24 protein-coding genes are annotated in these 22,276 nt (G+C 55.8%); 22 read left to right on the top strand and 2 right to left on the bottom strand.

Features of this window, described 5'->3' with window-relative positions; translation table 11 throughout:
• Nucleotides 1-55: 55 nt before the first annotated feature.
• Together HRQ60_RS21960 and HRQ60_RS21955 are read right to left on the bottom strand one after the other, a co-directional pair.
• Nucleotides 56-448 (bottom strand): hypothetical protein, encoded by a 393-nt coding sequence (locus HRQ60_RS21960; protein ID WP_172200354.1) that lies wholly within the window; start codon nucleotides 446-448, stop codon nucleotides 56-58.
• Nucleotides 449-454: 6 nt separating this feature from the next.
• The gene (locus HRQ60_RS21955) at nucleotides 455-1,456 is read right to left on the bottom strand and encodes a DUF1385 domain-containing protein (RefSeq protein ID WP_172200352.1); all 1,002 of its coding nucleotides are present in this window, start codon (nucleotides 1,454-1,456) and stop codon (nucleotides 455-457) included.
• A 259-nt stretch (nucleotides 1,457-1,715) separates the two neighbouring features.
• Between HRQ60_RS21955 and HRQ60_RS21950 the strand changes: the two genes are divergently transcribed.
• The 22 genes from HRQ60_RS21950 (at nucleotide 1,716) to HRQ60_RS21845 (ending at nucleotide 22,207) form a co-directional block, all read left to right on the top strand.
• Entirely contained in the window at nucleotides 1,716-2,786 is a 1,071-nt protein-coding gene (locus HRQ60_RS21950) for a M24 family metallopeptidase (protein ID WP_172200350.1), read from the top strand.
• 52 nt (nucleotides 2,787-2,838) lie between these two features.
• Nucleotides 2,839-3,396 carry an elongation factor P gene (efp, locus tag HRQ60_RS21945; protein WP_172200347.1) on the top strand — a complete coding sequence of 186 codons (558 nt, stop codon included), beginning with the start codon at nucleotides 2,839-2,841 and terminating at the stop codon, nucleotides 3,394-3,396.
• 251 nt (nucleotides 3,397-3,647) lie between these two features.
• Nucleotides 3,648-4,901, top strand: a complete 1,254-nt coding sequence (locus HRQ60_RS21940) for an aspartate kinase (protein ID WP_172200344.1) — start codon at nucleotides 3,648-3,650, stop codon at nucleotides 4,899-4,901.
• Between the two features lie 185 nt (nucleotides 4,902-5,086).
• Nucleotides 5,087-5,557: an acetyl-CoA carboxylase biotin carboxyl carrier protein gene (gene accB / locus HRQ60_RS21935; protein WP_172200341.1), complete on the top strand. Its 471-nt coding sequence runs from the start codon at nucleotides 5,087-5,089 to the stop codon at nucleotides 5,555-5,557.
• 32 nt (nucleotides 5,558-5,589) lie between these two features.
• Entirely contained in the window at nucleotides 5,590-6,942 is a 1,353-nt protein-coding gene (accC, locus tag HRQ60_RS21930; protein WP_172200338.1) for an acetyl-CoA carboxylase biotin carboxylase subunit, read from the top strand.
• A gap of 83 nt (nucleotides 6,943-7,025) precedes the next feature.
• Nucleotides 7,026-7,445, top strand: coding sequence for an Asp23/Gls24 family envelope stress response protein (locus tag HRQ60_RS21925; RefSeq protein ID WP_172200335.1), 420 nt, complete (start codon nucleotides 7,026-7,028; stop codon nucleotides 7,443-7,445).
• A gap of 67 nt (nucleotides 7,446-7,512) precedes the next feature.
• A complete protein-coding gene (gene amaP / locus HRQ60_RS21920; protein WP_172200332.1) occupies nucleotides 7,513-8,052 on the top strand; it encodes an alkaline shock response membrane anchor protein AmaP in 540 nt (179 codons plus the stop codon).
• A gap of 12 nt (nucleotides 8,053-8,064) precedes the next feature.
• A complete protein-coding gene (locus tag HRQ60_RS21915; RefSeq protein ID WP_172200329.1) occupies nucleotides 8,065-8,298 on the top strand; it encodes a DUF2273 domain-containing protein in 234 nt (77 codons plus the stop codon).
• 282 nt (nucleotides 8,299-8,580) lie between these two features.
• The gene (gene nusB, locus HRQ60_RS21910) at nucleotides 8,581-9,033 is read left to right on the top strand and encodes a transcription antitermination factor NusB (protein ID WP_172200326.1); all 453 of its coding nucleotides are present in this window, start codon (nucleotides 8,581-8,583) and stop codon (nucleotides 9,031-9,033) included.
• 196 nt (nucleotides 9,034-9,229) lie between these two features.
• Nucleotides 9,230-10,090, top strand: coding sequence for a bifunctional methylenetetrahydrofolate dehydrogenase/methenyltetrahydrofolate cyclohydrolase FolD (folD, locus tag HRQ60_RS21905; RefSeq protein ID WP_172200323.1), 861 nt, complete (start codon nucleotides 9,230-9,232; stop codon nucleotides 10,088-10,090).
• Nucleotides 10,091-10,105: 15 nt separating this feature from the next.
• Complete coding sequence (gene xseA, locus HRQ60_RS21900) at nucleotides 10,106-11,467, top strand: exodeoxyribonuclease VII large subunit (protein ID WP_172200321.1); 1,362 nt, start codon at nucleotides 10,106-10,108, stop codon at nucleotides 11,465-11,467.
• A 7-nt stretch (nucleotides 11,468-11,474) separates the two neighbouring features.
• Nucleotides 11,475-11,753: an exodeoxyribonuclease VII small subunit gene (xseB, locus tag HRQ60_RS21895; protein WP_172200358.1), complete on the top strand. Its 279-nt coding sequence runs from the start codon at nucleotides 11,475-11,477 to the stop codon at nucleotides 11,751-11,753.
• A gap of 26 nt (nucleotides 11,754-11,779) precedes the next feature.
• Nucleotides 11,780-12,655, top strand: coding sequence for a polyprenyl synthetase family protein (locus tag HRQ60_RS21890; RefSeq protein ID WP_343044786.1), 876 nt, complete (start codon nucleotides 11,780-11,782; stop codon nucleotides 12,653-12,655).
• A gap of 219 nt (nucleotides 12,656-12,874) precedes the next feature.
• On the top strand, nucleotides 12,875-14,779 hold the full coding sequence (dxs, locus tag HRQ60_RS21885; protein ID WP_172200319.1) for a 1-deoxy-D-xylulose-5-phosphate synthase: 1,905 nt from the start codon (nucleotides 12,875-12,877) through the stop codon (nucleotides 14,777-14,779).
• A 62-nt stretch (nucleotides 14,780-14,841) separates the two neighbouring features.
• Entirely contained in the window at nucleotides 14,842-15,705 is an 864-nt protein-coding gene (locus HRQ60_RS21880; protein WP_172200317.1) for a TlyA family RNA methyltransferase, read from the top strand.
• Nucleotides 15,706-15,758: 53 nt separating this feature from the next.
• Nucleotides 15,759-16,208, top strand: coding sequence for a transcriptional regulator AhrC/ArgR (gene ahrC / locus HRQ60_RS21875; protein WP_172200315.1), 450 nt, complete (start codon nucleotides 15,759-15,761; stop codon nucleotides 16,206-16,208).
• 19 nt (nucleotides 16,209-16,227) lie between these two features.
• Entirely contained in the window at nucleotides 16,228-17,958 is a 1,731-nt protein-coding gene (gene recN / locus HRQ60_RS21870) for a DNA repair protein RecN (protein ID WP_172200313.1), read from the top strand.
• Between the two features lie 322 nt (nucleotides 17,959-18,280).
• Nucleotides 18,281-19,087 carry a sporulation transcription factor Spo0A gene (gene spo0A / locus HRQ60_RS21865; protein WP_172200311.1) on the top strand — a complete coding sequence of 269 codons (807 nt, stop codon included), beginning with the start codon at nucleotides 18,281-18,283 and terminating at the stop codon, nucleotides 19,085-19,087.
• A gap of 208 nt (nucleotides 19,088-19,295) precedes the next feature.
• The gene (locus HRQ60_RS21860) at nucleotides 19,296-19,544 is read left to right on the top strand and encodes a hypothetical protein (RefSeq protein ID WP_172200309.1); all 249 of its coding nucleotides are present in this window, start codon (nucleotides 19,296-19,298) and stop codon (nucleotides 19,542-19,544) included.
• A gap of 64 nt (nucleotides 19,545-19,608) precedes the next feature.
• Nucleotides 19,609-20,250 carry an SDR family oxidoreductase gene (locus HRQ60_RS21855; protein ID WP_172200307.1) on the top strand — a complete coding sequence of 214 codons (642 nt, stop codon included), beginning with the start codon at nucleotides 19,609-19,611 and terminating at the stop codon, nucleotides 20,248-20,250.
• A 102-nt stretch (nucleotides 20,251-20,352) separates the two neighbouring features.
• Entirely contained in the window at nucleotides 20,353-21,417 is a 1,065-nt protein-coding gene (locus tag HRQ60_RS21850; RefSeq protein ID WP_172200304.1) for a YcjF family protein, read from the top strand.
• Nucleotides 21,418-21,577: 160 nt separating this feature from the next.
• Nucleotides 21,578-22,207 carry a GNAT family N-acetyltransferase gene (locus HRQ60_RS21845; RefSeq protein WP_172200301.1) on the top strand — a complete coding sequence of 210 codons (630 nt, stop codon included), beginning with the start codon at nucleotides 21,578-21,580 and terminating at the stop codon, nucleotides 22,205-22,207.
• Nucleotides 22,208-22,276: the final 69 nt, after the last annotated feature.

Below are 22,276 nucleotides of genomic sequence, written 5' to 3'. Positions count from 1 at the left end.
AATTCCGCTCTCTCTTTTTGTCGATCTTTGCTATAGGGCTCTGCAGGAAACTCCTCTAATGGAATTTCGGAATATCGTCCTCGTCTTTGCCTTTGCGCCCTTCGATCACCTGAAACGGATAGTTTTTCCGCTTTTTGGCAGGAGCGGCCGGCGTTTTGCTTTTGCTGCCGCGTGAAGCGGAAGACTTGGATGGAGCAGAGGAAGACATACGGGACATCTTCTCCTGGGTACGGGCGGAAGGTTTGATCTTCGGCCGCTGTCCGCCGCTTCCGGAAGCGCGGGTGCCGCCTGCTCGCCGTGTGTTTGGCAGCAGGAAGTACAGCAGGGCGACCACCGCGATAATGCCGATCGGAATCAGCCAGGTCATGGACGGGTTCATCAGGATATTAACGATGCCCAGCGCGGCAAGCGCCAGGATTACGAAACCGGCAACGCCCGGTTTTCTCATAAAGCATCAACCCTCCAGCGGATCGAGTATGGCGTCCGGCACCGAAGCGGGGGCGCCTTGCTTGGCATAAACGGCATCGAGTTCGCGCATCCGGTTGAACGACGCGATCGAAACTTCAACTTGTTCGTCGGTCGGTTCTTTGGTCGTCAGCAGCTGCAGCCACAGACCCGGATATCCGAGGTAGCGCAGCACCGGCACATCGCGCAGGGCATTCGTGAACTTCAGAAACTCGAACGATACGCCCATGACGACCGGCAGAAGCAGCAGACGCTGCACCACGCGTTCGATCAGGGAGTCCCAACTGAACAGCGAGTAGATCAGAATCCCGATGATGACCGTCAGCATAATGAAACTGCTGCCGCACCGGTAATGGAGCCGCGTGTATTTCTGTACGTTTTTCGGAGTCAGCTCTTCGCCGGCTTCGAACGCGCTGATAACTTTGTGTTCGGCTCCGTGATACTGGAATAACCGCTTCACGATCGGCGTCAGCGAGATTAGATAGAGGTACAGAAGAAGGAGGACCAACTTGATGCCGCCTTCGGTAAGATTATGGTAGATTTGGTGCGAAAAACTGCCTCTGAACAAAAAGTCTTCGACAAACACCGGAACGAGCGTAAAGACCAGCTTGCCGACGATAAAGGAAACGATCGCCGCCGCCGTTACGCCGATAATGGCGCCCAGACCAAGTTTGGCTTCGCCTTTTTTGTTCTTCGCTTTCAATTCTTCGCGTTCTTCCGGCGTCATTTCGTCGTCGGCGTAGGCGTCGAACGAATAGTTGAGATGCTTGGAACCTTTGACGCTGGAATCGATCAGGCTGACCAGGCCGCGAAGCAGCGGAACTTTGCGCAGCGAGCGTACCCAGCCTTTTTCTTCGCGGGGCACTTCGAGAAAAGTGATCTCCCCGCTCTTGCGGCGCACCGCGGTAACGTTGACGTGCCTGCCGCCGAACATGACTCCTTCGATTACGGCTTGTCCGCCGTAGGCGACGGGAGCGGATTTTTCAGACAAAACCTTCACCTTCCTAAACGTTTTAAAGTACCTCTGCGCAGACCGGCTGCAAGCAAATGCCGGTTCGGAGACATTTCTTTTCATTGTATCGGATTTTTCCGGCAAATACCAGCGAACAGGCGGCGTCGGCGCGAAGCCTGCCCGTGCGGGAAAAGGCTTCTCAGAGGGGGTACCCATATGATAGAATGTACTGTGGTAATTTCGCTTGAGGTTCTGGAAAATACGAACTGAATAGGTTCACCGGGAAAGAGGAGAAAATATGCAGCAGCGTGTAAACAAATTGCGCGAAGCGATGGCGGCAAAAGGCATCGGCGCGATGTTTGTGGCCAGTGACATTAATCGTCGTTACCTGACCGGATTTACAGGTTCCGCCGGCTATGTGTTGATTACCGAAACGGACAGCTACCTGCTGACCGATTTCCGTTATATGATGCAGGCGCCGCAGCAGGCCAAAGACTTCAAGGTGGTCGAGCATGCGCCGAAAGTGATGGAAACGGTTAAAGAACTGTTAGGCTCTTCGTCCAAACTCGGTTTCGAGCAGGAACATGTCACATTTGCGACGTACCAAAATTACCGGGAAGCGCTGGAAGGCGTCGAACTCGTTCCGGTGTCGGGTCTTGTAGAAGGCCTGCGCATTTTCAAAGACGAGGGCGAGCTTCATATCATGCGCGAAGCGGCGGCTTTGGCCGACCGGACTTTCAGTCATATCCTGACGAAGATCCGTCCGGGCGTCACCGAGCGCGAGCTCGATCTGCAGATGGAAATGTTCATGCGCGAAAACGGGGCAACCTCGTCGTCGTTCGACACGATTGTCGCTTCGGGCGAACGCTCGGCTCTGCCGCACGGCGTAGCCAGTTCCCGAGTGCTGCAGGGCAGCGAATTCATTACGTTCGACTTCGGCGCCCTGCTGAACGGATATTGTTCGGATGTGACGCGGACCGTTGTGCTCGGCGAAGCTACCGATAAGCACCGCGAAGTCTACGGCATCGTGCTGGAAGCCCAGCTGAATGCCCTCGACAAGATCCGTCCCGGCATGACCGGCCGCGAAGCGGACGCGCTCACCCGCGATATTATCGCCTCGTACGGTTACGGCGACAACTACGGGCACAGTACGGGTCACGGTCTCGGCATGGAAGTGCACGAGAGCCCGCGTTTGTCGAAGCTCAGCGACGACATTCTCAAACCGGGCATGGTCGTTACCGTAGAACCGGGCATTTATATCCCGGGCTTCGGCGGCGTACGGATCGAAGACGATATCGTGATTACCGAAACGGGAATCGAGATTATCACCTCTTCGACCAAAGATCTTCTCCTTCTGCCCATGGCATAAGGCAATCCAGAATCGGCATCAACCAGGCAACCATTCCAAGGAGGAATCCTCTATGATCTCAGTCAACGATTTTAAAACAGGCCTTACCGTCGAAGTCGACGGCGACATCTTTACCGTTATCGAATTCCAGCACGTAAAACCGGGCAAAGGCGCGGCCTTCGTTCGCTCCAAGCTCAAAAACCTGCGCAACGGCAACACGGTTGAGCGCACGTTCCGCGCCGGCGAAACGATCGGTCGCGCGCAGATCGAAAACCGCGGCGTACAGTATCTGTATGCAAGCGCCCAGGAACATACGTTCATGGACAACGAAACCTACGACCAGTTCACGTTGACCAGCGATCAGCTCGAATGGGAACTCAAATTCCTGCGCGAGAATATGAACGTGCACATCATCAGCTACAAAGGCGAAATCCTCGGGATCAACCTGCCGACGAGCGTCGAGCTGAAAGTCATCGAGACCGAGCCGGGTATCAAAGGCAATACGGCAACGGGCGCTTCCAAAAGCGCGAAGCTCGAGACGGGTCACAGCGTTCAGGTTCCTTTGTTCATCAACGAAGGCGACGTTCTGCTGATCGATACGCGCGAAGGCAAATACATTTCCCGCGCCTAATCGGTTGCCGCAATCCACACACAAAAGCTGCCGGGCCTGCGGGCTTTCGGCAAAACTCTCCAACCGCATCCGCGGTTCGGAGAGTTTTTTTGTGCAAAGGAACGTCGGAAAATCTAAACAATGTACGCAAAAAACAATGGAAGCCCGGGGCGTTTTCGTATTATACTCATTTAAAGCGATAAAATAGACCGGAGCCGTCCTGTTGCAGGGCCAAGCGTAGTTCCGGAAACATGCGGGGGAGTGAACACGTTTTGTCATTATTCGTTATGAAATTCGGCGGCAGTTCCGTCGGGGACACCGAGCGGATGCAGAGGGTCGCGAAGCGGGTGGCCGAGAAAAAAGAAGAAGGACACCGCTGCGTCGTCGTGGTATCGGCCATGGGCGATACGACCGACGATCTGATCGATACGGCCAAAAGGCTGAGCGACAATCTTCCGGCACGGGAAATGGATATGCTGATGACAACCGGGGAGCAGATTTCGATCTCGCTGCTGTCGATCGCCATTCAGGCGATCGGGCATGAAGCGGTTTCGTTTACCGGCTGGCAGGCCGGATTCGAAACGGAAGCCGATCACGGCCGCGCCCGTATTCTCAATATTCGTCCGGATCGCGTCTTGAAGGCGCTCGATGCAGGTAAAATCGTGATTGTAGCCGGATTCCAGGGGATGAGTGAAGAAGGCGAGATTACGACGCTTGGCCGCGGCGGCTCGGATACGACGGCCGTTGCTTTGGCCGCGGCGGTTGAGGCCGACGCCTGTGAAATTTATACCGATGTGGACGGCATCTATTCGACCGATCCGCGGATCGTCAAATGCGCACGCAAGCTGCCGTCGATCTCGTACGATGAAATGCTGGAACTTGCGAACCTGGGTGCGGCTGTTCTGCATCCCCGGGCCGTTGAGTATGCCAAGCACAACAACGTCCGTCTGATCGTACGTTCGAGCTTTAATTATAATGAAGGAACCGTAGTGGAGGAGGAGTCGAGCATGGAACAGGGAGTGGTGGTAAGCGGGATCGCTTACGATAAAAATGTGGCGCGGATCAGTATTCTGGGCGTATCCGACGTACCGGGCGTACTGGCCGGAGTCTTCGGTTCGCTGGCGTCGGAACGGGTCGACGTCGATATCATCGTGCAGAGCGGGTCGCAGGACGGCAAAGCCGATTTCTCGTTTACCGTAAACGGTTCGGAAGTCGAACGCGCTCTTCAGGTGATCGAAAACAACCGCGAACGCGTGCCTTACCGCGAGCTGACTTCGGAGTCGGATCTGGTCAAAGTATCGATCGTGGGCGCGGGTATGGTCAGCCATCCGGGCGTAGCGGCGGAAATGTTCCGCGTGATCTCCGACCAGGGAGTCAGCATCAAAATGGTCAGCACCTCGGAGATCAAAGTGTCGTGCGTGATCGAAGGCGAGAAAGTCAAAGACATCATTGCGGCGCTGCATACGGCCTACAACCTGGATACCCAGGAGCAGGTGTTTGTCGGCGGTCCCCAGGATCGGCGGTAAAAAGCCTCCAAGCGGGTTTGCCGCAGGCCGAAAAGGGCGGGACTCCCTCCGGGGAGCCCGCTCTTTTTATTTTGTAAGGTTGTGATATAATACATAACGTTAGTTAAACGGCTTGCCTCGCGTTTTTACAAAACGCTGCATGATCTTGCCCGCACAAGCCTGAAAATGTTAAGGAGCGTGCCCGAATGTTTAAAATAAGCGAAATTAAAGAACTTATCGAACTGCTGGACCGGACGTCGGTTCAGGAACTGGAACTGGAAGAGGAAGGCACGCGTGTCGTGATCCGCAAAGGCGGACGCGTCGAAGCGTCGGCCATGCAGGCTCCGGTATGGGTACAGCAGCCGCAGGCACAACCCGCTTCCGCGCCGAATACGGCCGCTCCTGCGGTTTCCGCTCCAGCGGCACCGGATGAGTCTTTACATAAAATCGTCTCCCCGATGGTGGGTACGTTCTATTCGTCACCGTCGCCGGATGCCGATGTTTATGTAAACGCAGGCAGCCGCGTGAACGAGAAATCCGTCGTCTGCATCATCGAAGCGATGAAGCTCATGAACGAGCTGCTGGCCGAAGTCAAAGGCGAGATCGTGGAAGTGCTGGCGGAGAACGGTCAGCTGGTCGAATATGGACAACCGCTGTTCCTGGTTAAAGCGGAATAAGCGAGCCCGAAAGGGAAGGAGGACGTTTCAATTTGGAGACAACGAAATTCAATAAAATTCTGATCGCCAACCGCGGCGAAATCGCTGTGCGGATTATTCGCGCGTGCCGCGAAATGGGCATCTCGACGGTCGCGGTCTATTCCGAAGCCGACCGGGATTCCCTGCATGTCCGTCTGGCCGACGAAGCCTACTGCATCGGTCCCACGGCTTCCAAAGACAGCTATCTCAACTTCACCAACCTGATGAGTATCGCGACGCTGACCGAATGCGACGCGGTGCATCCGGGTTACGGATTCCTCGCGGAGAATGCGGATTTCGCGGAAATTTGCGAATCGTGCAATATTACCTTTATCGGTCCTTCGCCGGACAGCATCACCAAGATGGGCGACAAAGCGGTGGCCAAATTGACGATGCAAAGCGCGGGCGTCCCGGTGATTCCGGGTTCCGACGGTCTGGTCGAAGATCTGGACGAAGCGATTCAAATCGCGCGCGGCATCGGCTATCCGATCATCATCAAAGCGACAGCGGGCGGCGGCGGCAAAGGCATTCGCCTGGCCGAAGACGAAGACACGCTGCGCCAGCAGATCGTGGCTGCCCAGCAGGAAGCGGAGAAAGCGTTCGGCAACGCCGGCGTCTATCTGGAGAAATTCCTGACCGGCATGAAGCACGTGGAGATCCAGCTGATCGCCGACAAGCACGGCAACGCGGTGCACTTGGGCGAACGGGACTGTTCCGTACAGCGCCGCCGCCAGAAGCTGGTGGAAGAAGCGCCTTGTTCGATCATCTCCGAAGAAGTGCGGACGGCGATGGGCGCAGCAGCGGTACGTGCCGCCCACGCGGTTAACTATTCCGGCGCGGGCACGCTCGAGTTCCTGCTTAGCCCCGACGGAAACTTCTATTTCATGGAGATGAATACCCGAATCCAGGTGGAACATCCGGTAACGGAAATGGTGACCGGCGTGGATCTGATTCAGGAAATGATCTCGGTTGCCGAAGGCAATCCGCTCTCGTTCACCCAGGAAGAAGTGAAGATCAACGGCTGGTCGATCGAATGCCGGATCAATGCCGAAGATCCGGATCGCAATTTCATGCCGGCTCCGGGCAAAATCAGCTTCTATCTGCCTCCGGGCGGACCGGGCGTACGGGTAGACAGCGCGGCTTACCAAGGTTATACCATTCCGCCGTTCTATGATTCCATGATCGCCAAACTGATCGTCTGGGCGCCGACGCGCACGCAGGCTATCGCCAAAATGAAGCGGGCTTTGGCGGAATTCGCCGTCGAAGGCATCGCGACTACCATTCCGTTCCATCAGCGTCTGCTGAACCACGAAACGTTCGTACGCGGCGATTTCGACATCAAATTCCTTGAGGAAAACGAAGTCTGAACGTGACAAACGCCGTTTGTCACATCGGGCGGCAAATGCTATATTTAAGGAATAAATAATCCATAAGGTGGATGGTATCGAATATGAGCAGCTTACCTACAGAATTTGAACGGACGGATATTGGCGAGATCCAGATCGCGCCCGAAGTGATCGAAGTGATCGCGGGACTGGCTACGATCGAAGTGGAAGGGATCGCGGGCATGAGCGGCGGATTTGCCGGCGGTATTGCCGAGCTGCTGGGCCGCAAAAACCTGTCGAAAGGCGTTAAAGTGGAAGTGGGCCAGCGCGAAGCCGCAGTCGACGTATCCGTGATTGTCGAATACGGTTCCCGTCTGCCGGAAGTGGCCGGTGCGGTTCAGCGCAACGTCAAGCGTTCGATCGAAATGATGACGGGATTGTCCGTGATCGAAGTCAATGTGCATGTCCATGATGTGCAGTTCAAGACCAGAACGGTGGAACACCGGTCCGAAGAGCTCGAACTGGGTACGCCCCGGGTGAAATAACGTTCTTTTCCAACCCCCGACCCGAAAAGTCGGGGTTTACTACCGTTTTGAGGGGGCTTGGCTGTACGTGGCAAAAATTGTGGACCGTCTGCTGCTGTTCGTATACAGCATAACGATTTTGATTCTGAGTATTTTCGCCATCCTCCTGCTCAGCCGCTCGATCCGGATGCCGGTCGATTTCCGCTTCGATCTGCCGACCCTGTCGGCGGTCATCGCCGGATTGGCCGTGCTGATCCTGATCAGCCTGCGCATGCTGTTCGTCTCGCTGCGGCGCAGCCGCGGCAATCTTCATTCCGTCGATCAGCGGACCGATCTGGGTGATATCCAGATCTCCGTGGAAACGATCGAGAACTTATGCCTCAAGGCGGCTTCCCGCGTACGCGGCGTCAAAGAGCCCCGTACGCGAATCCGCATGACCGAGCCCGGGCTGGATGTACGCATCCGAACGGTCGTCGACGGCGAATATCCGATTCCGGCGCTGACGGAAGAAGTGCAGCGCGGCGTCAAGGAATTCGTGCAGGAAATTACCGGTATTCCGGTGGCTTCGGTCTCTGTCTATATTGCGGGAGTCGTGCAGCCCCAGGCATTCAAAAGCCGGGTGGAATAGGAGTGAGCGCCGATGAATTGGAGTGAAATCTGGGCCGTGTACGGAGGCCGTTTGGCCTGGACGGCCTGGGGATTGTTTTTCGGCCTCCTGTATCTGCGGGTCGGATTCGGACCCATGCTTGTGGTCATGCTGCTGACGCTGCTCGGGTATGGGATCGGAAGGCGCAAAGATCTGCGCGCCGGACCGCTTCTCCCCTGGAGCGAGATTCGCGATCGGCTCGTGCAGCGCTGGCGTCCGTTTCGGTAACCGAACCTGAACGGACTGCCGGGCTTACTGCCAAATGGAGCGAAAGCCTGTGAGACGTTTTTACGCCGGGCATAACAAAGGGCTTGCGTCCGTCTTGCGAGCAAGACAGGCGGCGTTTCTCGCCGGAATACGAGGGCGGTACGGCCTGGAAAAAGGTCGGCCGGCCCGTTTTTGGCGAGAAGCGGAGCTTTTGCGGGCGGGAGAAGCGTTTCACAGGTTTTTGCATGTGCAAGAACAGTTTGATTGATCAAATGAACGAACAACAGATTGCGGGAGGGACCCATGAAAAGAAGATTGGGAAGAGAACTTGCGGTACAAAGCTTGTACCAAATGGAAATGAACGAGGTAGCGGCATTCGATGCCGTGTCGATGTTGATTTCGGAAGCCGGGGACGAAAATGAAGGCGAAGTGAAATTGGAAGATGCCGACCGCCTGGCCGAGTATGTGCTGGAACTGGTCAACGGAACGTGGACACACAAAGCGGCGATCGACGATCTGCTCGGTACGTATCTCAAAGGATGGCAGATCAGCCGCCTGTCGCGCGTAGACCGTCAGATTCTGCGTCTGGCCGCTTACGAAATGATCTTTGCCGAAGATGTTCCGGCCAAAGTAGCCGTCAACGAAGCGATCGAATTGTCCAAACACTTCGGTACCGACGAGTCCGGCAAGTTTGTCAACGGCGTACTCGGCAAAATGATCCAGGACGCCGAAGAACTGAAAACGAAATTGAAGTAAGTGGATTACCCCATTAGCGTAACTGGCGGAGGGGAAAGTTCAGTGGAGGAACGGAGTGTTCGCCTTTGAAATCGGAAAAGTTCCTTACTCCAATCCAATCTATTTTTCCGATTTCAACAAGCGACCGAAACGAACTTTTCCCGCAGCCCTTACGCACACCCCCACCCACATAGCCCATTTTAAAGGAGAGAAAAACATGACGACAGCCCAAATTATCAGCGGAAAACAAGTATCGGACGAAATTCGCCTAAACCTGAAAGCCGAGGTCGAAGCGCTTGTCGCCCAAGGCTGCGTGCCTGGACTCGCCGTCGTGCTCGTCGGAGAAGATCCGGCCTCCCAAGTCTATGTACGCAACAAAGCCAAAGCGTGCGAAGACCTCGGCTATTATTCCGAAGTGCATCGCCTCGAAGCCGATACCTCGCAGGAAGATCTGCTTGCGCTTGTAGACAAGCTCAATGAACAAGAGAACATCAACGGCATTCTCGTGCAGCTTCCGCTGCCGGGCCATATCGAAGAAAAAGCGGTAATCAACGCCATTTCTCCGGAAAAAGACGTGGACGGCTTCCATCCGGTCAATGTCGGCAATCTGATGATCGGCGACGACAGCCTGCTTCCTTGTACGCCGGCAGGCGTGATCGAACTGATCAAGCATACCGGTATCGAAATGTCGGGCAAACACGCCGTGGTCATCGGCCGCAGCAATATCGTCGGCAAACCGGTCTCGATGCTGCTTCAGCGCGAAAATGCGACCGTTACGATGTGCCACTCGCGGACAGCCAACATGAAAGAACTGACCCGCCAGGCGGACATTCTGGTCGTTGCCGTAGGCCGTGCCAACTTCGTCGACGCTTCGTACATCAAGCCGGGCGCTGTGGTGATCGATGTCGGCATCAACCGTCTGGAAACAGGCAAACTGGCCGGCGACGTGGATTTCGAATCGGCCAGCTCCGTATCGGGTCCGATTACGCCGGTACCGGGCGGCGTCGGCCCGATGACGATCACCATGCTGATGAAAAATACGCTGCTTGCGGCCAAGCGCGCGCACGGCCTTTCGTAAGCGGGAGGTTCGGGTATGGAGCAGCGCATACTGTCGATCCAGGAGCTGAACCGGTATATCCGCCAGAAGTTCGAAGCGGACCCGCTGCTGCCTGAAGTGTGGGTGCGCGGCGAGATTTCGAATTTCACGCATCATTCGAGCGGGCATATGTATTTTACGCTAAAAGATGCCGGAAGCCGTGTGCGGGCGATCATGTTCGCTTCGCACAATAAACGCCTGCCGTTTATTCCGCGCGAAGGCACACGCGTCATCGCGCAGGGCAGCGTCTCGGTGTTCGAACGCGACGGACAATACCAGATTTATTTGACCCAGATGCAGCCCGACGGTGTCGGTAGTCTTTATCTGGCTTACGAGCAGCTCAAGAAAAAGCTCGAGACCGATGGGCTGTTCGACGAAAGCGGCAAGCGGAAGATTCCGGTCATGCCCAAAGCGATCGGAGTGATTACGTCGCCGACAGGTGCAGCCGTTCGGGATATTCTGACCACGCTCGGCCGCCGGTTCCCCGGCGTGCCCGTTATGCTGTATCCGGCTTTGGTGCAGGGCAAAGAAGCCGCCGCGTCGGTCGTGCGCGGGATTCGTATCCTGAACCGTCTGGGCGAAGCGGACGTATTGATTATCGGCCGCGGCGGTGGCTCGCTAGAAGAATTGTGGGCTTTTAACGAAGAGATCGTGGCCCGGGCCATCTACGATTCGGCCATCCCGGTCATCTCGGCCGTGGGACACGAGACCGACTTTACGATCTCCGATTTTGCCGCCGATCTGCGGGCGGCTACCCCGACGGCCGCGGCGGAACTTGCGGTGCCGGACCGGCGCGAGCTGCAGCAGCGGCTCGCCGTGCTGCAGCAGCGCCTGCGCGGCGCCCTGCTGCGCCGGGCTTCGCAGGAACGCGAGCGCCTCGCGCGCCTGCAGCGTTCCGCCGTGCTGCGGCAGCCGCAGCGCGCCATGCAGCCGCACGCGCAGCGGCTTGACGGGCTGACGCGCCGCCTGACGGCGCGGACCGAAGCCCGCTTCGCCTCGGGCCGCGACAAGCACGCGCGCCTGCACGGCAGGCTGTCGCGCTTCTATCCGGGCGCCCAGCTGCAGCTCGCTTCGCGCCAGCTGGGCGGCCTGGACGGCCGTTTGGGCGCCGCCATGAACGCGGCTGTCAAAGACCGGCGCCAGCGTCTGCTCGGCAGCATGAGGCAGCTCGATGCGCTGAGTCCTCTCAAGGTCATGGCGCGCGGATACAGCCTCGTGTACGACGAAAGCCAGCAGCGGTTGATCAAGTCCGCGCACGAAGTGAGCGAGGGCGACCGGATCGTCGTCCGGGTAAACGACGGAAGCCTGGACTGCCGGGTCATTCAAACGACGGAGGAGGCCAATCGAAGTGGACAATAACACCGGTATGCAAGCCGATGAAGGGCAAGCCCCTCAAGCGGAGAACGCCGAACTGAACTTTGAACAGGCGATGGACCAGCTCGAGCACATCGTTTCCGAGCTTGAACAAGGCGATGTACCGCTCGAGAAAGCGATCGATTTGTTCCAGCGGGGGATGCAGCTGTCGCAGCTGTGCGGCCAGAAGCTGGAACAGGTGGAGCGCAAGATCGAAACGATAGTGGAAGAAGACGGGCAGCTCCGTCGCCGGAACTTTGCGGGTGAAGCGGAAAGCGGGGAAGACTTTTGAACAGCGTATTCGAGCTTGAGCCCTATATCAAACAAGTCGCTTCCGACTTGGACCGGTATTTTGCCGAAGCGTTTCCGGCCGAATGGGATATGCCGGCCGCACTGCTGGAGTCCATGCGCTATTCGCTGGATGCCGGCGGCAAACGTCTGCGTCCGCTGCTGGTCGTAGCGGCCTGCGAGAGTCTGGGCGGAAGCCGCCAAGCGGCGATCCGCGTAGCTGCTGCCGTCGAGATGGTCCATACGTATTCGTTGATCCATGACGATCTGCCTGCGATGGACGACGACGATCTGCGCCGAGGCAAACCGACCAACCATAAAGTGTTCGGCGAAGCGATGGCGATTTTGGCCGGAGACGGTCTGCTGACCCACGCTTTTTATGTGGTCACGACACTGGTCAAAGACGGTCTGCTGTCTGCGGAAGCCGCGGTAGCGATCGTGTCCGATCTGGCCGAGTACGCGGGACCCAGAGGCATGGTCGGCGGCCAGGTGGCCGATATGGAAGGCGAACAAGGCACGACCGATCTTGCGCGGCTGGAATATATCCACCTGCACAAGACGAGTGATCTGATCATGTTTTCGCTGCTTGCGGGCGGACGCTGCGCCGGAGCGACTCAAGCGCAGCTGGACGCTCTGCAGACGTTCGGCCGGGGAATCGGATTGGCTTTCCAGATTCAAGACGATATTCTCGATCTGATCGGCGACGAGAACAAACTGGGCAAAAAAACGCAGAGCGACGTCAAAATGGAAAAAGTGACCTATCCGTATTTCCTGGGCATCGATCCGTCGAAGGAAGAAGTGCGGCGGCTCAGCGAGGAAGCCAAGTCGGCGGTCCTCGGAGCGGGCCTGCATTCGTCCGAGACGCTGATTGCCATCGCCGATTATTTGGTAGAACGGGACCGTTAAATCGGCTCGAACACCCACGGTCCGGTTTCGACGCTCGCTTGCTCGGGTATTGAAGAACAGCAGAATCGGCAGCGGGCAGGTTCGGAGCCGAAGCTTCAAATTGGCTTTGTTTCCTGAAAAACGATATAATAACCCATACTACGGCGTTCACCGAGATGCCACAATTCAAAATCGTTCGAGACCGAATTCAGGAAAATGAAGGAAAGCGGGGAATAACATATGCTGCTTCCGCAAATTAATCAACCCGGCGATCTGAAGAAGCTGCCGTCCGATCAACTGGCGCCGCTTGCCCAGGAGATCCGTCAGTTTTTGATCGAAAAGCTGTCGGTTACGGGAGGCCATCTGGCTTCCAACCTTGGCGTAGTCGAGTTGACGTTGGCGCTGCATTATTGCTACGAAAGTCCGAAAGACAAGTTTATTTTTGATGTGGGCCACCAGGCTTACGTACACAAGATTTTGACCGGCAGACAGGACCGTTTCGATACCCTGCGCAAATACAAAGGCCTCTGCGGTTTCGTCAAACGCGTGGAAAGCGAACACGACGTTTGGGAAGCCGGCCACAGCAGTACGTCGCTGTCCGCAGCGATGGGCATGGCGATGGCGCGCGACCTCAAAGGCGAAAGCAACAAAGTGGTAGCGGTGATCGGCGACGGCGCATTGACCGGCGGCATGGCGTTCGAAGCGCTGAACCATATCGGTCATGAGAAGAAAAATCTGCTCGTCGTCCTCAACGACAACGAGATGTCGATCGCGCCGAACGTAGGCGCCATGCACAACTATCTCAGCCGCGTCCGTTCGGACCGTCATTATCTGCGGGCCAAAGACGACGTGGAATCCCTGATCAAAAAGATTCCGGCAATCGGGGGCAAGCTTGCCCGGACAGCCGAAAAAGTCAAAGACAGTCTCAAATACATGATGGTTCCGGGCGTTTTGTTCGAAGAACTGGGCTTCAAATATATCGGACCGATCGACGGGCACGACCTGCCGACCCTGATGGAAACATTCCGCCAGTCCGATCATATCGACGGACCGGTACTCGTTCATATCGTCACGACCAAAGGCAAAGGCTACAAACCCGCCGAAACGGATTCGCACAAATGGCACGGCATTTCTCCGTACAAGATCGAATCCGGCCAGACGCTCAAATCGGCCGGCAATCCGATGTATACGGAAGTGTTCGGCCGTACGCTGATCGAACTCGCCGAACAGGACGAGCGGATCGTCGCCGTTACGCCGGCTATGCCGGGCGGTTCGGGATTGATGGAATTTGCCGCAAGATTCCCCAAACGGATGATCGATGTCGGGATCGCCGAGCAGCATGCCGCCACCTTGTGTGCCGCGATGGCCATGGAAGGCATGAAACCGGTCTTCGCCGTATACTCGACCTTTATGCAGCGCGCCTACGACCAGATCGTGCATGACATCTGCCGCCACAACGCGAATGTCATGTTTGCGATCGATCGGGCCGGATTTGTCGGGGCGGACGGAGAAACGCATCAAGGCGTCTACGATATTGCTTTCCTGCGCCATATCCCGAATATGGTGCTGATGATGCCAAAAGACGAGAATGAACTGCGCCATATGATGAAAACGGCGCTTGATTACGATAAAGGGCCGATCGGCTTCCGTTATCCTCGGGTCAACGGTCTTGGCGTTCCGCTGGACCAGACGCTCAAAAGCATTCCGATCGGAAGCTGGGAAACGGTTCGCGAAGGCGAGAACTGCGCGATTTTGGCTGTGGGTCCTATGGTGCAAACCGCTCTTGCGACTGCCGAACTGTTGAAGTCGTCGGGAATCCAGGCCAGTGTCGTCAATGCGCGCTTCCTGAAGCCGCTCGATGAGCGGATGCTGACCGATCTGGCCGACCGCGGCGTCAAACTTCTGGTCATGGAAGAAGCTTCGCAGGCCGGCGGCCTGGGCGGTGCGGTGCTGGAGTTCTATGCATCCCGCGGAATCGCCCATGCCGACGTACGCATTCTGGGTGTGCCGGACTGCTTTATCGAGCATGGCAGTATCAAAGAGCAGCAGGAAGAAGCCGGTTTGACCGCCGAGCATGCGGCAGACCTTGTACGCGAGAGCGTGACGGGAAGCCGCCTGGCCCTCAAAACGGGACTGCCTTCGTAATTCTTCGTTTCAAGCGAAGCGGCTGCTGACGTGCGTATTTCATACAGAAAGAGAGCCTGACTATGGCCGAGCCAAAAGAAAAAATCGAAAAAGAACGAATCGACGTGCTGCTCGTGGAGCAGGCGTATTACGAAAGCCGGGAAAAAGCGAAGGCCGCCATTATGGCGGGCCTTGTTTTTGCCGATAACGAACGCATCGAAAAGCCGGGCATGAAAGTATCACGGGAGGCCGCACTGCATGTCAAGGGTGCGGTCCATCCGTATGTAAGCCGGGGCGGGTTGAAGCTTGCAAAAGCGCTGACCACGTTCGAAATCGATATGAAAAACCGGGTGATGCTGGATATCGGTTCTTCGACCGGAGGTTTTACCGATTGTGCACTGCAAAACGGAGCTTCTTACGTGTACGCGATCGATGTGGGTTACAATCAGCTCGACTGGTCGCTGCGAAACGACGAGCGGGTGAACGTGATGGAGCGCACCAATTTCCGGTATATGACCCCGGAAGAATTGACGGGGCCCCAGCCGGATTTTGCAAGTATCGACGTTTCGTTTATTTCGCTCAGACTGATTCTGCCTCCGCTTGTCCAACTGCTTCGGCGTCCGGCCGAAGTGGCCGCGCTGATTAAGCCGCAGTTCGAAGCGGGGCGGGAAAAGGTCGGCAAATCCGGAGTGGTGCGCGATCGCAAAGTTCATGAAGACGTGCTGAATCAGGTGCTGACTTTTGCCAATGCGCTGGGCTTTGAGATCGGCGGACTGACTTTTTCTCCGATTACCGGGGGAGAAGGCAACGTCGAATTTCTCGCTTATCTGAAACTGCCGGAAGGAGAAAGCGTCCTGCTCGGCGAAGAAGGTATTCGGGAACTGGCGTCAAATACGGCGGCGGAAGCCGCTCGAACTTTTCAAAGAAACTCATCCACCGACCGGTGAGTTTCTTTGTGTTGGATACGTTTAATAACTATTGCTGACCGAGGGGGAGTCCTATGAAGGGACAACGACATATCAAAATCCGGGAGATTATCTCGAGCCGGGATATCGAAACGCAGGATGAACTGGTAGCCGCGCTTCGTACGGCGGGCTTTCAGGTTACGCAGGCCACCGTATCGCGAGATATCAAGGAGCTGCTTCTGATCAAGGTTCCGCTCGACGACGGCCGGTACAAATATTCAATGCCGACCGATCAGCGCTATAATCCGGTACAGAAGCTCAAACGTGCATTGGTAGACAATTTTGTCCATATCGACCACTCCGGCAATCTCGTCGTCATGAAGTGTCTGCCGGGAACGGCAAACTCGATTGCGGCGCTGCTCGACAATATGGAATGGTCGGAAATCATGGGAACGATCTCGGGTGACGATACGATTCTCCTGATCTGCCGCCAGCCCGAGAACAGCCAGACGGTAATCGGTCAAATTATGGGATTCATTTCCTAAACTCTATTGAGGTGAGTGCATGCTAGTTGCATTGTCCATTCGGAATCTCGCCGTCGTCGAAGCTGTCGACGTTCATTTTTATCAAGGATTCCATGTGCTGTCCGGAGAAACGGGAGCCGGTAAATCGATTGTAATCGATGCGCTGGGACTGATCTCGGGCGGACGCGGTTCTTCGGATCTGATTCGTTACGGAGCCGACAAAGCGGAAATGGAAGCGCTGTTTGAACTGCCGGATGAGCACCCGGTCTGGAAAACGCTCGAACAGCTCGGTATTTCCGCTTCTTCGGAAGAGCATCTGGTTATCCGGCGCGAAGTGACGGCACAAGGCAAAAGTACCTCGCGCATCAACGGACAGCTGGTCAATTTGACCATGCTGCGGGAAGTGGGCGAGCAGCTGATCAATATTCACGGCCAGCATGAACACCAATCGCTGCTGCGACCGGAAAGCCATCTGGGCCTGCTGGACTCTTACGGAGGCGAGACGATCGCTCCCGCCAAAGCGGCGTATCAGCAGGAATATTCAGCGCTGGCCAAGCTGGAGAGAGAGCTGCGCGAACTGCGCGAGACCAGTCAGAAATCGCTGCAAATGCTCGATATGTACCGTTTCCAGCTCGAAGAAATTCAAGCCGCCAAGCTTAAAGTGGGCGAAGATCTAGAGCTGGCGGACGAACGTTCCAAACTTGCGCACAGTGAAAAACTGATGGAGTCCGTCTCCGAAGGATATAATCTGCTGTACGGCGATCGGGGCATCGAAGCGATCGGTTCCGCCATTTCCAGTCTGGAAGACGTCGAGAATTACGATCCGAAAGCGATGCAGCCGATTCTGGAACAGCTGCGTACTGCTTTTTACCAGCTTGAAGACGCGGCGTTCCAACTTCGGGATTACCGGGAGAATATCGAATTCAACCCGGGACGTCTGGAAGAAGTGGAAGACCGGCTTAATCTGCTGTCGGGACTGCGGCGGAAATACGGAGAAAGCGTCGAGCAAATTCTGGCGTATTACGATCAGATTCACCGGGAGACCGATATGCTGGAAAACAAAGACGAGCGCCTTGAACTGCTGACCGCCAAGCGTGACAAGCAGCTCGAGAAGACGCTGCGTCTGGCACGGGAGCTCAGCGCGCTGCGGCGGGAGTGTTCGCGCGACCTGGCCCGCCAGATCGAAGGCGAGCTCAAAGATCTCCAGATGCAGCGGACCTCGATCGAGGTCAAGCTGGAACCGATCCAGGACGCCCGCGGTTTCGAGTTCGAAGGCCGGCGCGTACGCCTGACCCGTCAGGGCGTCGACAATGCGGAATTCCTGATTTCGCCGAACCCCGGCGAGCCGCTGCGTCCGCTGGGCAAGATCGCATCGGGCGGCGAACTGTCGCGGATCATGCTGGCTCTCAAAAGTATTTTTGCCCGCCACGATAAAGTGCCGGTCCTGGTCTTCGACGAAGTGGATACCGGGGTCAGCGGCCGCGCGGCCCAATCGATCGCCGAGAAACTCGTCAAGCTGTCCCGCGACTGTCAGGTCTTCTCGATCACGCACCTTCCGCAGGTCGCCTGTATGGCGGATCGGCAGTATCTGATCGAAAAGCGGGTAGAAGGCGAGCGCACGATGACACGGGTTGAAGCCTTGGACGAAGAAGGCCGTGTGACGGAACTTGCGCGGATGCTCGGCGGTGTCGAAATTACGGAAAAAACGCTGCATCATGCGCAGGAAATGCTGAAACTTGCAGAAGAAAGCAAAAACGGCCGCGCTTCCTAAGTCGGTCTTCATCTTCCCGAAACCGTATGCAGATTCCGAAAACCGGAGCCCTTGGCTCCGCTTCGGATCTGAAAAAGTACGATAAACGGCGAATTTCGAAAAGGGATTCGTTCATCGTACTCATTTACGGTTTTGGGATTTTTTGTTTGAATTCGGCCGCTAACCCGATATACTGGTAAAGAGCAAAGATTTGGCGCCGCGGCAGGGATTGGTTCGAACGGTGTCGAATTTTATGTAAGAGATCTGTTGAAGTGAAACAGAAGCGGTTCTGTGAACTACAGAGGATCCGGCTTTGCCGCCGGATGAGGAGGAGGAACAGGCTTTGCCAAACATCGAAGTTATGCTTGCGGACGATAATCGGGATTTCGTTCATATGCTCCAGGAGCATATTTCCGCCCAGGAAGATATGACGGTAACCGGAGTGGCTTTTAACGGGGAAGAAGTGCTGGGACTGCTGCGTACGGCTGAGCGGGCTCCGGATATTCTGATCCTGGATATTATTATGCCGCATCTGGATGGGCTGGGCGTGCTGGAGAAACTGCAGAGCATGAACTTGAATCCCCGTCCCAAGGTGATTATGCTGACGGCATTCGGGCAGGAGAATATTACCCAGCGTGCGGTGGAATTGGGCGCTGCTTATTATATTCTGAAGCCGTTCGATATTGAAGTACTCGTCAACCGGGTGCGGCAGATGCTGAATATTCCGTCTTCGCCGATCGCGCAGGCCCAACCGGCGCCTACGCCCAAGCCAAGTATCGGATCGCTGTCCAAAGGCAAAAGCCTGGATGCGAGCATCACGTCCATCATCAACGAAATCGGGATTCCCGTGCATGTCAGAGGCTACAAGTACCTGCGCGAAGCCATTACGATGGTGTATCACAATATCGAAATTCTCGGTTCGATCACGAAGACCCTGTATCCGTCGATTGCCGAGAAATACGCGACGACCCCATCCCGCGTGGAACGTGCGATCCGCCATGCGATCGAGCTGGCCTGGGCGCGCGGTTCGGTACAAAATATCAGCGATCTGTTCGGCTACACCGTCAGCATCAACAAATCCAAGCCGACGAACAGCGAATTTATCGCGATGATCGCGGACAAGCTGCGGATCGAGCATAAGGTGAGCTGAAGACCGGCAGAAACAGTGAATCGAACCATCATACCGTTGTTTATGGGATGTGTGAATATCCGATAAACGACGGTATTTTTCTTTTCCATACTTACTGGCTGAGCGGAACCGGCGGGTACAAATTTGGTTTCCCCGTGCCGGTTTGAGATAATAGAGAAGCGGGCCGGTTATCGGGATTCCCGCAGAGCCGAAAGGGAGAGACACAACCATGAGAACGATCAACATCCGAATTTTATACGACAATGGAATCGAGAAAGAATATGCGTTCGATTCGAGTGAAGAACTGACCGCAGCGGAGATGGAAATCGCCATACGGGAAATTAAGGAAGCTTATATTATTCCCGCTTTCCGCGGTGAAAAATCTGACAGCATCGGCTGTCTGACATTCGAAAGCGGAGGCCAGGAGATCAGTGTCAATTTAGCCAAAGTGGCGGAAATCGCTTTTGCGATCCGTTAGACAGCAGTAGGCATAAAGGAAGCAGACCCGAATACAAGATCGCCCAAACCGAGGAGGAACCTTTATGAACGTATTGATTATCGGAGCGAACGGACAAATCGGAAGCCGGCTCATTCGGCAGCTCAAGCAGGAAGGCCGCCATACGGTCAAAGCGATGATCCGTAAAGCCGAGCAGGAAAACGAGCTGCGCGCGGCGGGAGTCGAGCCGGTGCTGGCAAATCTGGAAGACAGCGTAGAGACTCTGGCACAGGCCATGCAAGGCTGCGATGCCCTTGTATTTACCGCAGGTTCGGGAGGTTCGACCGGCCTGGACAAGACGCTGCTGATCGATCTCGACGGTGCGGTCAAAACGATGGAAGCGGCTGAAAAAGCGGGCGTCAAGCGTTACGTGATCGTCAGCGCCATGCAGGCCCATAATCGCGAGAACTGGTCCGAAGAGATTAAACCGTATTACGCGGCCAAACATTATGCGGACCGGATGCTGGAATCGACGGGACTCGATTATACGATTGTGCGTCCGGGAGGGCTGACCAACGATCCGGGTACCGGCAGCATCTCGGCGGCGGAGAACTTGGAACCGGGTTCCATTTCCCGGGACGACGTCGCTGCCGTTATTGCGGCACTCCTGGAAGACCGCCGTACGTATCGCCAGGCGTTTGACCTGACTTCGGGCGAGACTCCAATCGGAGAAGCGTTTGGCGTCTAATCCCGGTTTGGCCGTGCGTTCGTTTCAGCGGCGAAACTTTCAGGTTAACGTTATACAGAAAGCATGCGATAAGCAGATGCAGACGGAAAGGGCGGTTGCCAGATGAAATCGGGCGGAACGGGAAATTACACCGAACTCCAGAAAAACGAAATGAAGCGCCAAATCCGCGCAGCCGCGGATGAAGCTTTTGACAAAGAAATGGCGGAGATCAACGGACAGCTGCAGCAGGAAATTCTAATCGCCATGATCGGGGATGTCAATGCCGGGAAATCTTCGACCATCAACCGGATTGTAGGCGAAGAAGTAGCGGGTGTCGGCGCGGAACCGGGCGAAACAACTTCGATTCATCCGCATGCTTACAAAGACAAAATCTTTTTTATCGATACCCCGGGTTTGAATGATGTGAATACGGAAAATTCGGCGACGACGCTTGATTATTTCCGGAAAACCGATGTAGTACTGTTCTTTTTGAACGCAGCGGGAACCGTCTTTTCGGAGAGTGAGCAGCGTTCATTCCGGATCGTGGAAAAAGCCAATCCGAATATCCTGATCGTGCTGAACAAGATCGATGCGGCAGACGAAGTTGATCGCCTGGTGGCAAGAGTGCGCAAAGAAACAGGCGAGAAGTATGAAGTGATTCCTATTTCTTCCCGGACGGGCGAGAATATCGATAATCTGCGCGATGCCATTCTTGACTTGTTAAAAAAAAACAACAAGGATATCCTGTTCGCACGTACGATCAAAGCCAAGTCTTCGACCGCCAATAAATGGATTATCGGCGCGGCCACGTCCGCGGGAGCGATCGGAGCGGTACCGATGCCCGGCGCGGATATTGTACCGTTGACCGCGCTGCAGATCGGGCTGCTCACAAGGCTTGCCGTGCTGTATGAACGGCCGATCAGCCGGGAAGCGGCCAAGGAGATCGTCATAACGGCAATCGTTGGCAATCTGGGCCGGACCCTGTTTTCGCAGATCATGAAGATCTTCCCTGGAGCGGGAAGCGTTGCGGGAGCCGGTGTTGCGGGAACGGTAACGCTTGCGCTCGGTTATTCGGTCAAATACGCTTATGAACGGGGAATCGATGTGACGCCCGAATCCGTATCCAAATTGTACAAGACTTTCCGCGATCGAAAAAACAAAGGCAAGAAACTGCCCGGCGAAGAATAAAAAAACGATTCGGTATTTGGACAGGAGGCTCCGCGAATGCGGAGTCTTTTTGCTTTGTCGTGCGCTAATCTGCCTATTCGGCATACCGGTTCAGGTTCTGATATAATGAAAAATGCGAAAAAGTGTACGCTTGAGGGATATCGAAAAGGGAGTGGATCGAATGTTTACCGAACGGCTGGAACTCAAGTTTTTGGCAGTGGAAGAAGCGGAAGAGCTTCTGGCGCTTCGGTTGGCGAATCGGGAGTTTCTGGAACCATTGGAACCGATTCGTTCCGACGGTTATTTGACGCTTGCCGGACAGAGAACGGAGATCATGCAGAGCGATCAAGGGCGAATCCGGGATCAAGGCTATATTTACGGAGTGCGGCTGCGGGAAAATGGACATCTGATCGGACGCGCGGCACTGACAGGCCTTGCACGCGGTCCTTTCCAGAATGCGAACCTGGGTTACTTTCTGGATGAATCGCATAACGGACAAGGGTATATGACGGAAGCGGTAACCGCCGTCTTGGAATTGGCTTTTGGCAAACACGGACTGCACCGCGTTCAGGCGGGAGTCATGCCTCGGAACAAATCTTCGCAAAGGGTATTGGAAAAAGCCGGGTTCCGGCGAGAAGGGTTGGCGGAACGTTATCTGAAAATTAACGGCGTATGGGAAGACCACATGCTGTTTGGCATCACAGTCGAGGATTGGGAACAGCTCCAGGGCCGCTCGCAGGGCCCTGCGGCAGAAGTTTCGGGTGAACAGGCGCAAGAGCTTCCAACGGCTGGGGAAGCGCGAACACGTTGAATGAAGCGTAAGTTCCAGGCAGGAGCGTCGGCCGAACCGGAGAGTAGACGAAAAAGGCGGACCGCCGAA

It is taken from the genome of Saccharibacillus qingshengii, assembly GCF_013185195.1.
In the GTDB taxonomy this organism is placed as follows: domain Bacteria; phylum Bacillota; class Bacilli; order Paenibacillales; family Paenibacillaceae; genus Saccharibacillus; species Saccharibacillus qingshengii.
Note: the sequence above shows the minus strand (reverse complement) of the source record. Positions and strands in the feature narration are given on the sequence as shown.

Excerpts from the sequence above, each read along its gene's own strand:
- xseB (WP_172200358.1), top strand. The coding sequence starts at position 11,475 with ATGCAAGCCGATGAAGGGCAAGCCCCTCAAGCGGAGAACGCCGAACTG.
- folD (WP_172200323.1), top strand. The coding sequence starts at position 9,230 with ATGACGACAGCCCAAATTATCAGCGGAAAACAAGTATCGGACGAAATT.
- HRQ60_RS21960 (WP_172200354.1), bottom strand. The coding sequence starts at position 448 with ATGAGAAAACCGGGCGTTGCCGGTTTCGTAATCCTGGCGCTTGCCGCG.
- HRQ60_RS21860 (WP_172200309.1), top strand. The coding sequence starts at position 19,296 with ATGAGAACGATCAACATCCGAATTTTATACGACAATGGAATCGAGAAA.
- xseA (WP_172200321.1), top strand. The coding sequence starts at position 10,106 with ATGGAGCAGCGCATACTGTCGATCCAGGAGCTGAACCGGTATATCCGC.
- HRQ60_RS21880 (WP_172200317.1), top strand. The coding sequence starts at position 14,842 with ATGGCCGAGCCAAAAGAAAAAATCGAAAAAGAACGAATCGACGTGCTG.
- recN (WP_172200313.1), top strand. The coding sequence starts at position 16,228 with ATGCTAGTTGCATTGTCCATTCGGAATCTCGCCGTCGTCGAAGCTGTC.
- HRQ60_RS21950 (WP_172200350.1), top strand. The coding sequence starts at position 1,716 with ATGCAGCAGCGTGTAAACAAATTGCGCGAAGCGATGGCGGCAAAAGGC.
- dxs (WP_172200319.1), top strand. The coding sequence starts at position 12,875 with ATGCTGCTTCCGCAAATTAATCAACCCGGCGATCTGAAGAAGCTGCCG.
- HRQ60_RS21850 (WP_172200304.1), top strand. The coding sequence starts at position 20,353 with ATGAAATCGGGCGGAACGGGAAATTACACCGAACTCCAGAAAAACGAA.
- nusB (WP_172200326.1), top strand. The coding sequence starts at position 8,581 with ATGAAAAGAAGATTGGGAAGAGAACTTGCGGTACAAAGCTTGTACCAA.
- HRQ60_RS21845 (WP_172200301.1), top strand. The coding sequence starts at position 21,578 with ATGTTTACCGAACGGCTGGAACTCAAGTTTTTGGCAGTGGAAGAAGCG.
- HRQ60_RS21915 (WP_172200329.1), top strand. The coding sequence starts at position 8,065 with ATGAATTGGAGTGAAATCTGGGCCGTGTACGGAGGCCGTTTGGCCTGG.
- HRQ60_RS21855 (WP_172200307.1), top strand. The coding sequence starts at position 19,609 with ATGAACGTATTGATTATCGGAGCGAACGGACAAATCGGAAGCCGGCTC.
- HRQ60_RS21925 (WP_172200335.1), top strand. The coding sequence starts at position 7,026 with ATGAGCAGCTTACCTACAGAATTTGAACGGACGGATATTGGCGAGATC.
- ahrC (WP_172200315.1), top strand. The coding sequence starts at position 15,759 with ATGAAGGGACAACGACATATCAAAATCCGGGAGATTATCTCGAGCCGG.
- efp (WP_172200347.1), top strand. The coding sequence starts at position 2,839 with ATGATCTCAGTCAACGATTTTAAAACAGGCCTTACCGTCGAAGTCGAC.
- accB (WP_172200341.1), top strand. The coding sequence starts at position 5,087 with ATGTTTAAAATAAGCGAAATTAAAGAACTTATCGAACTGCTGGACCGG.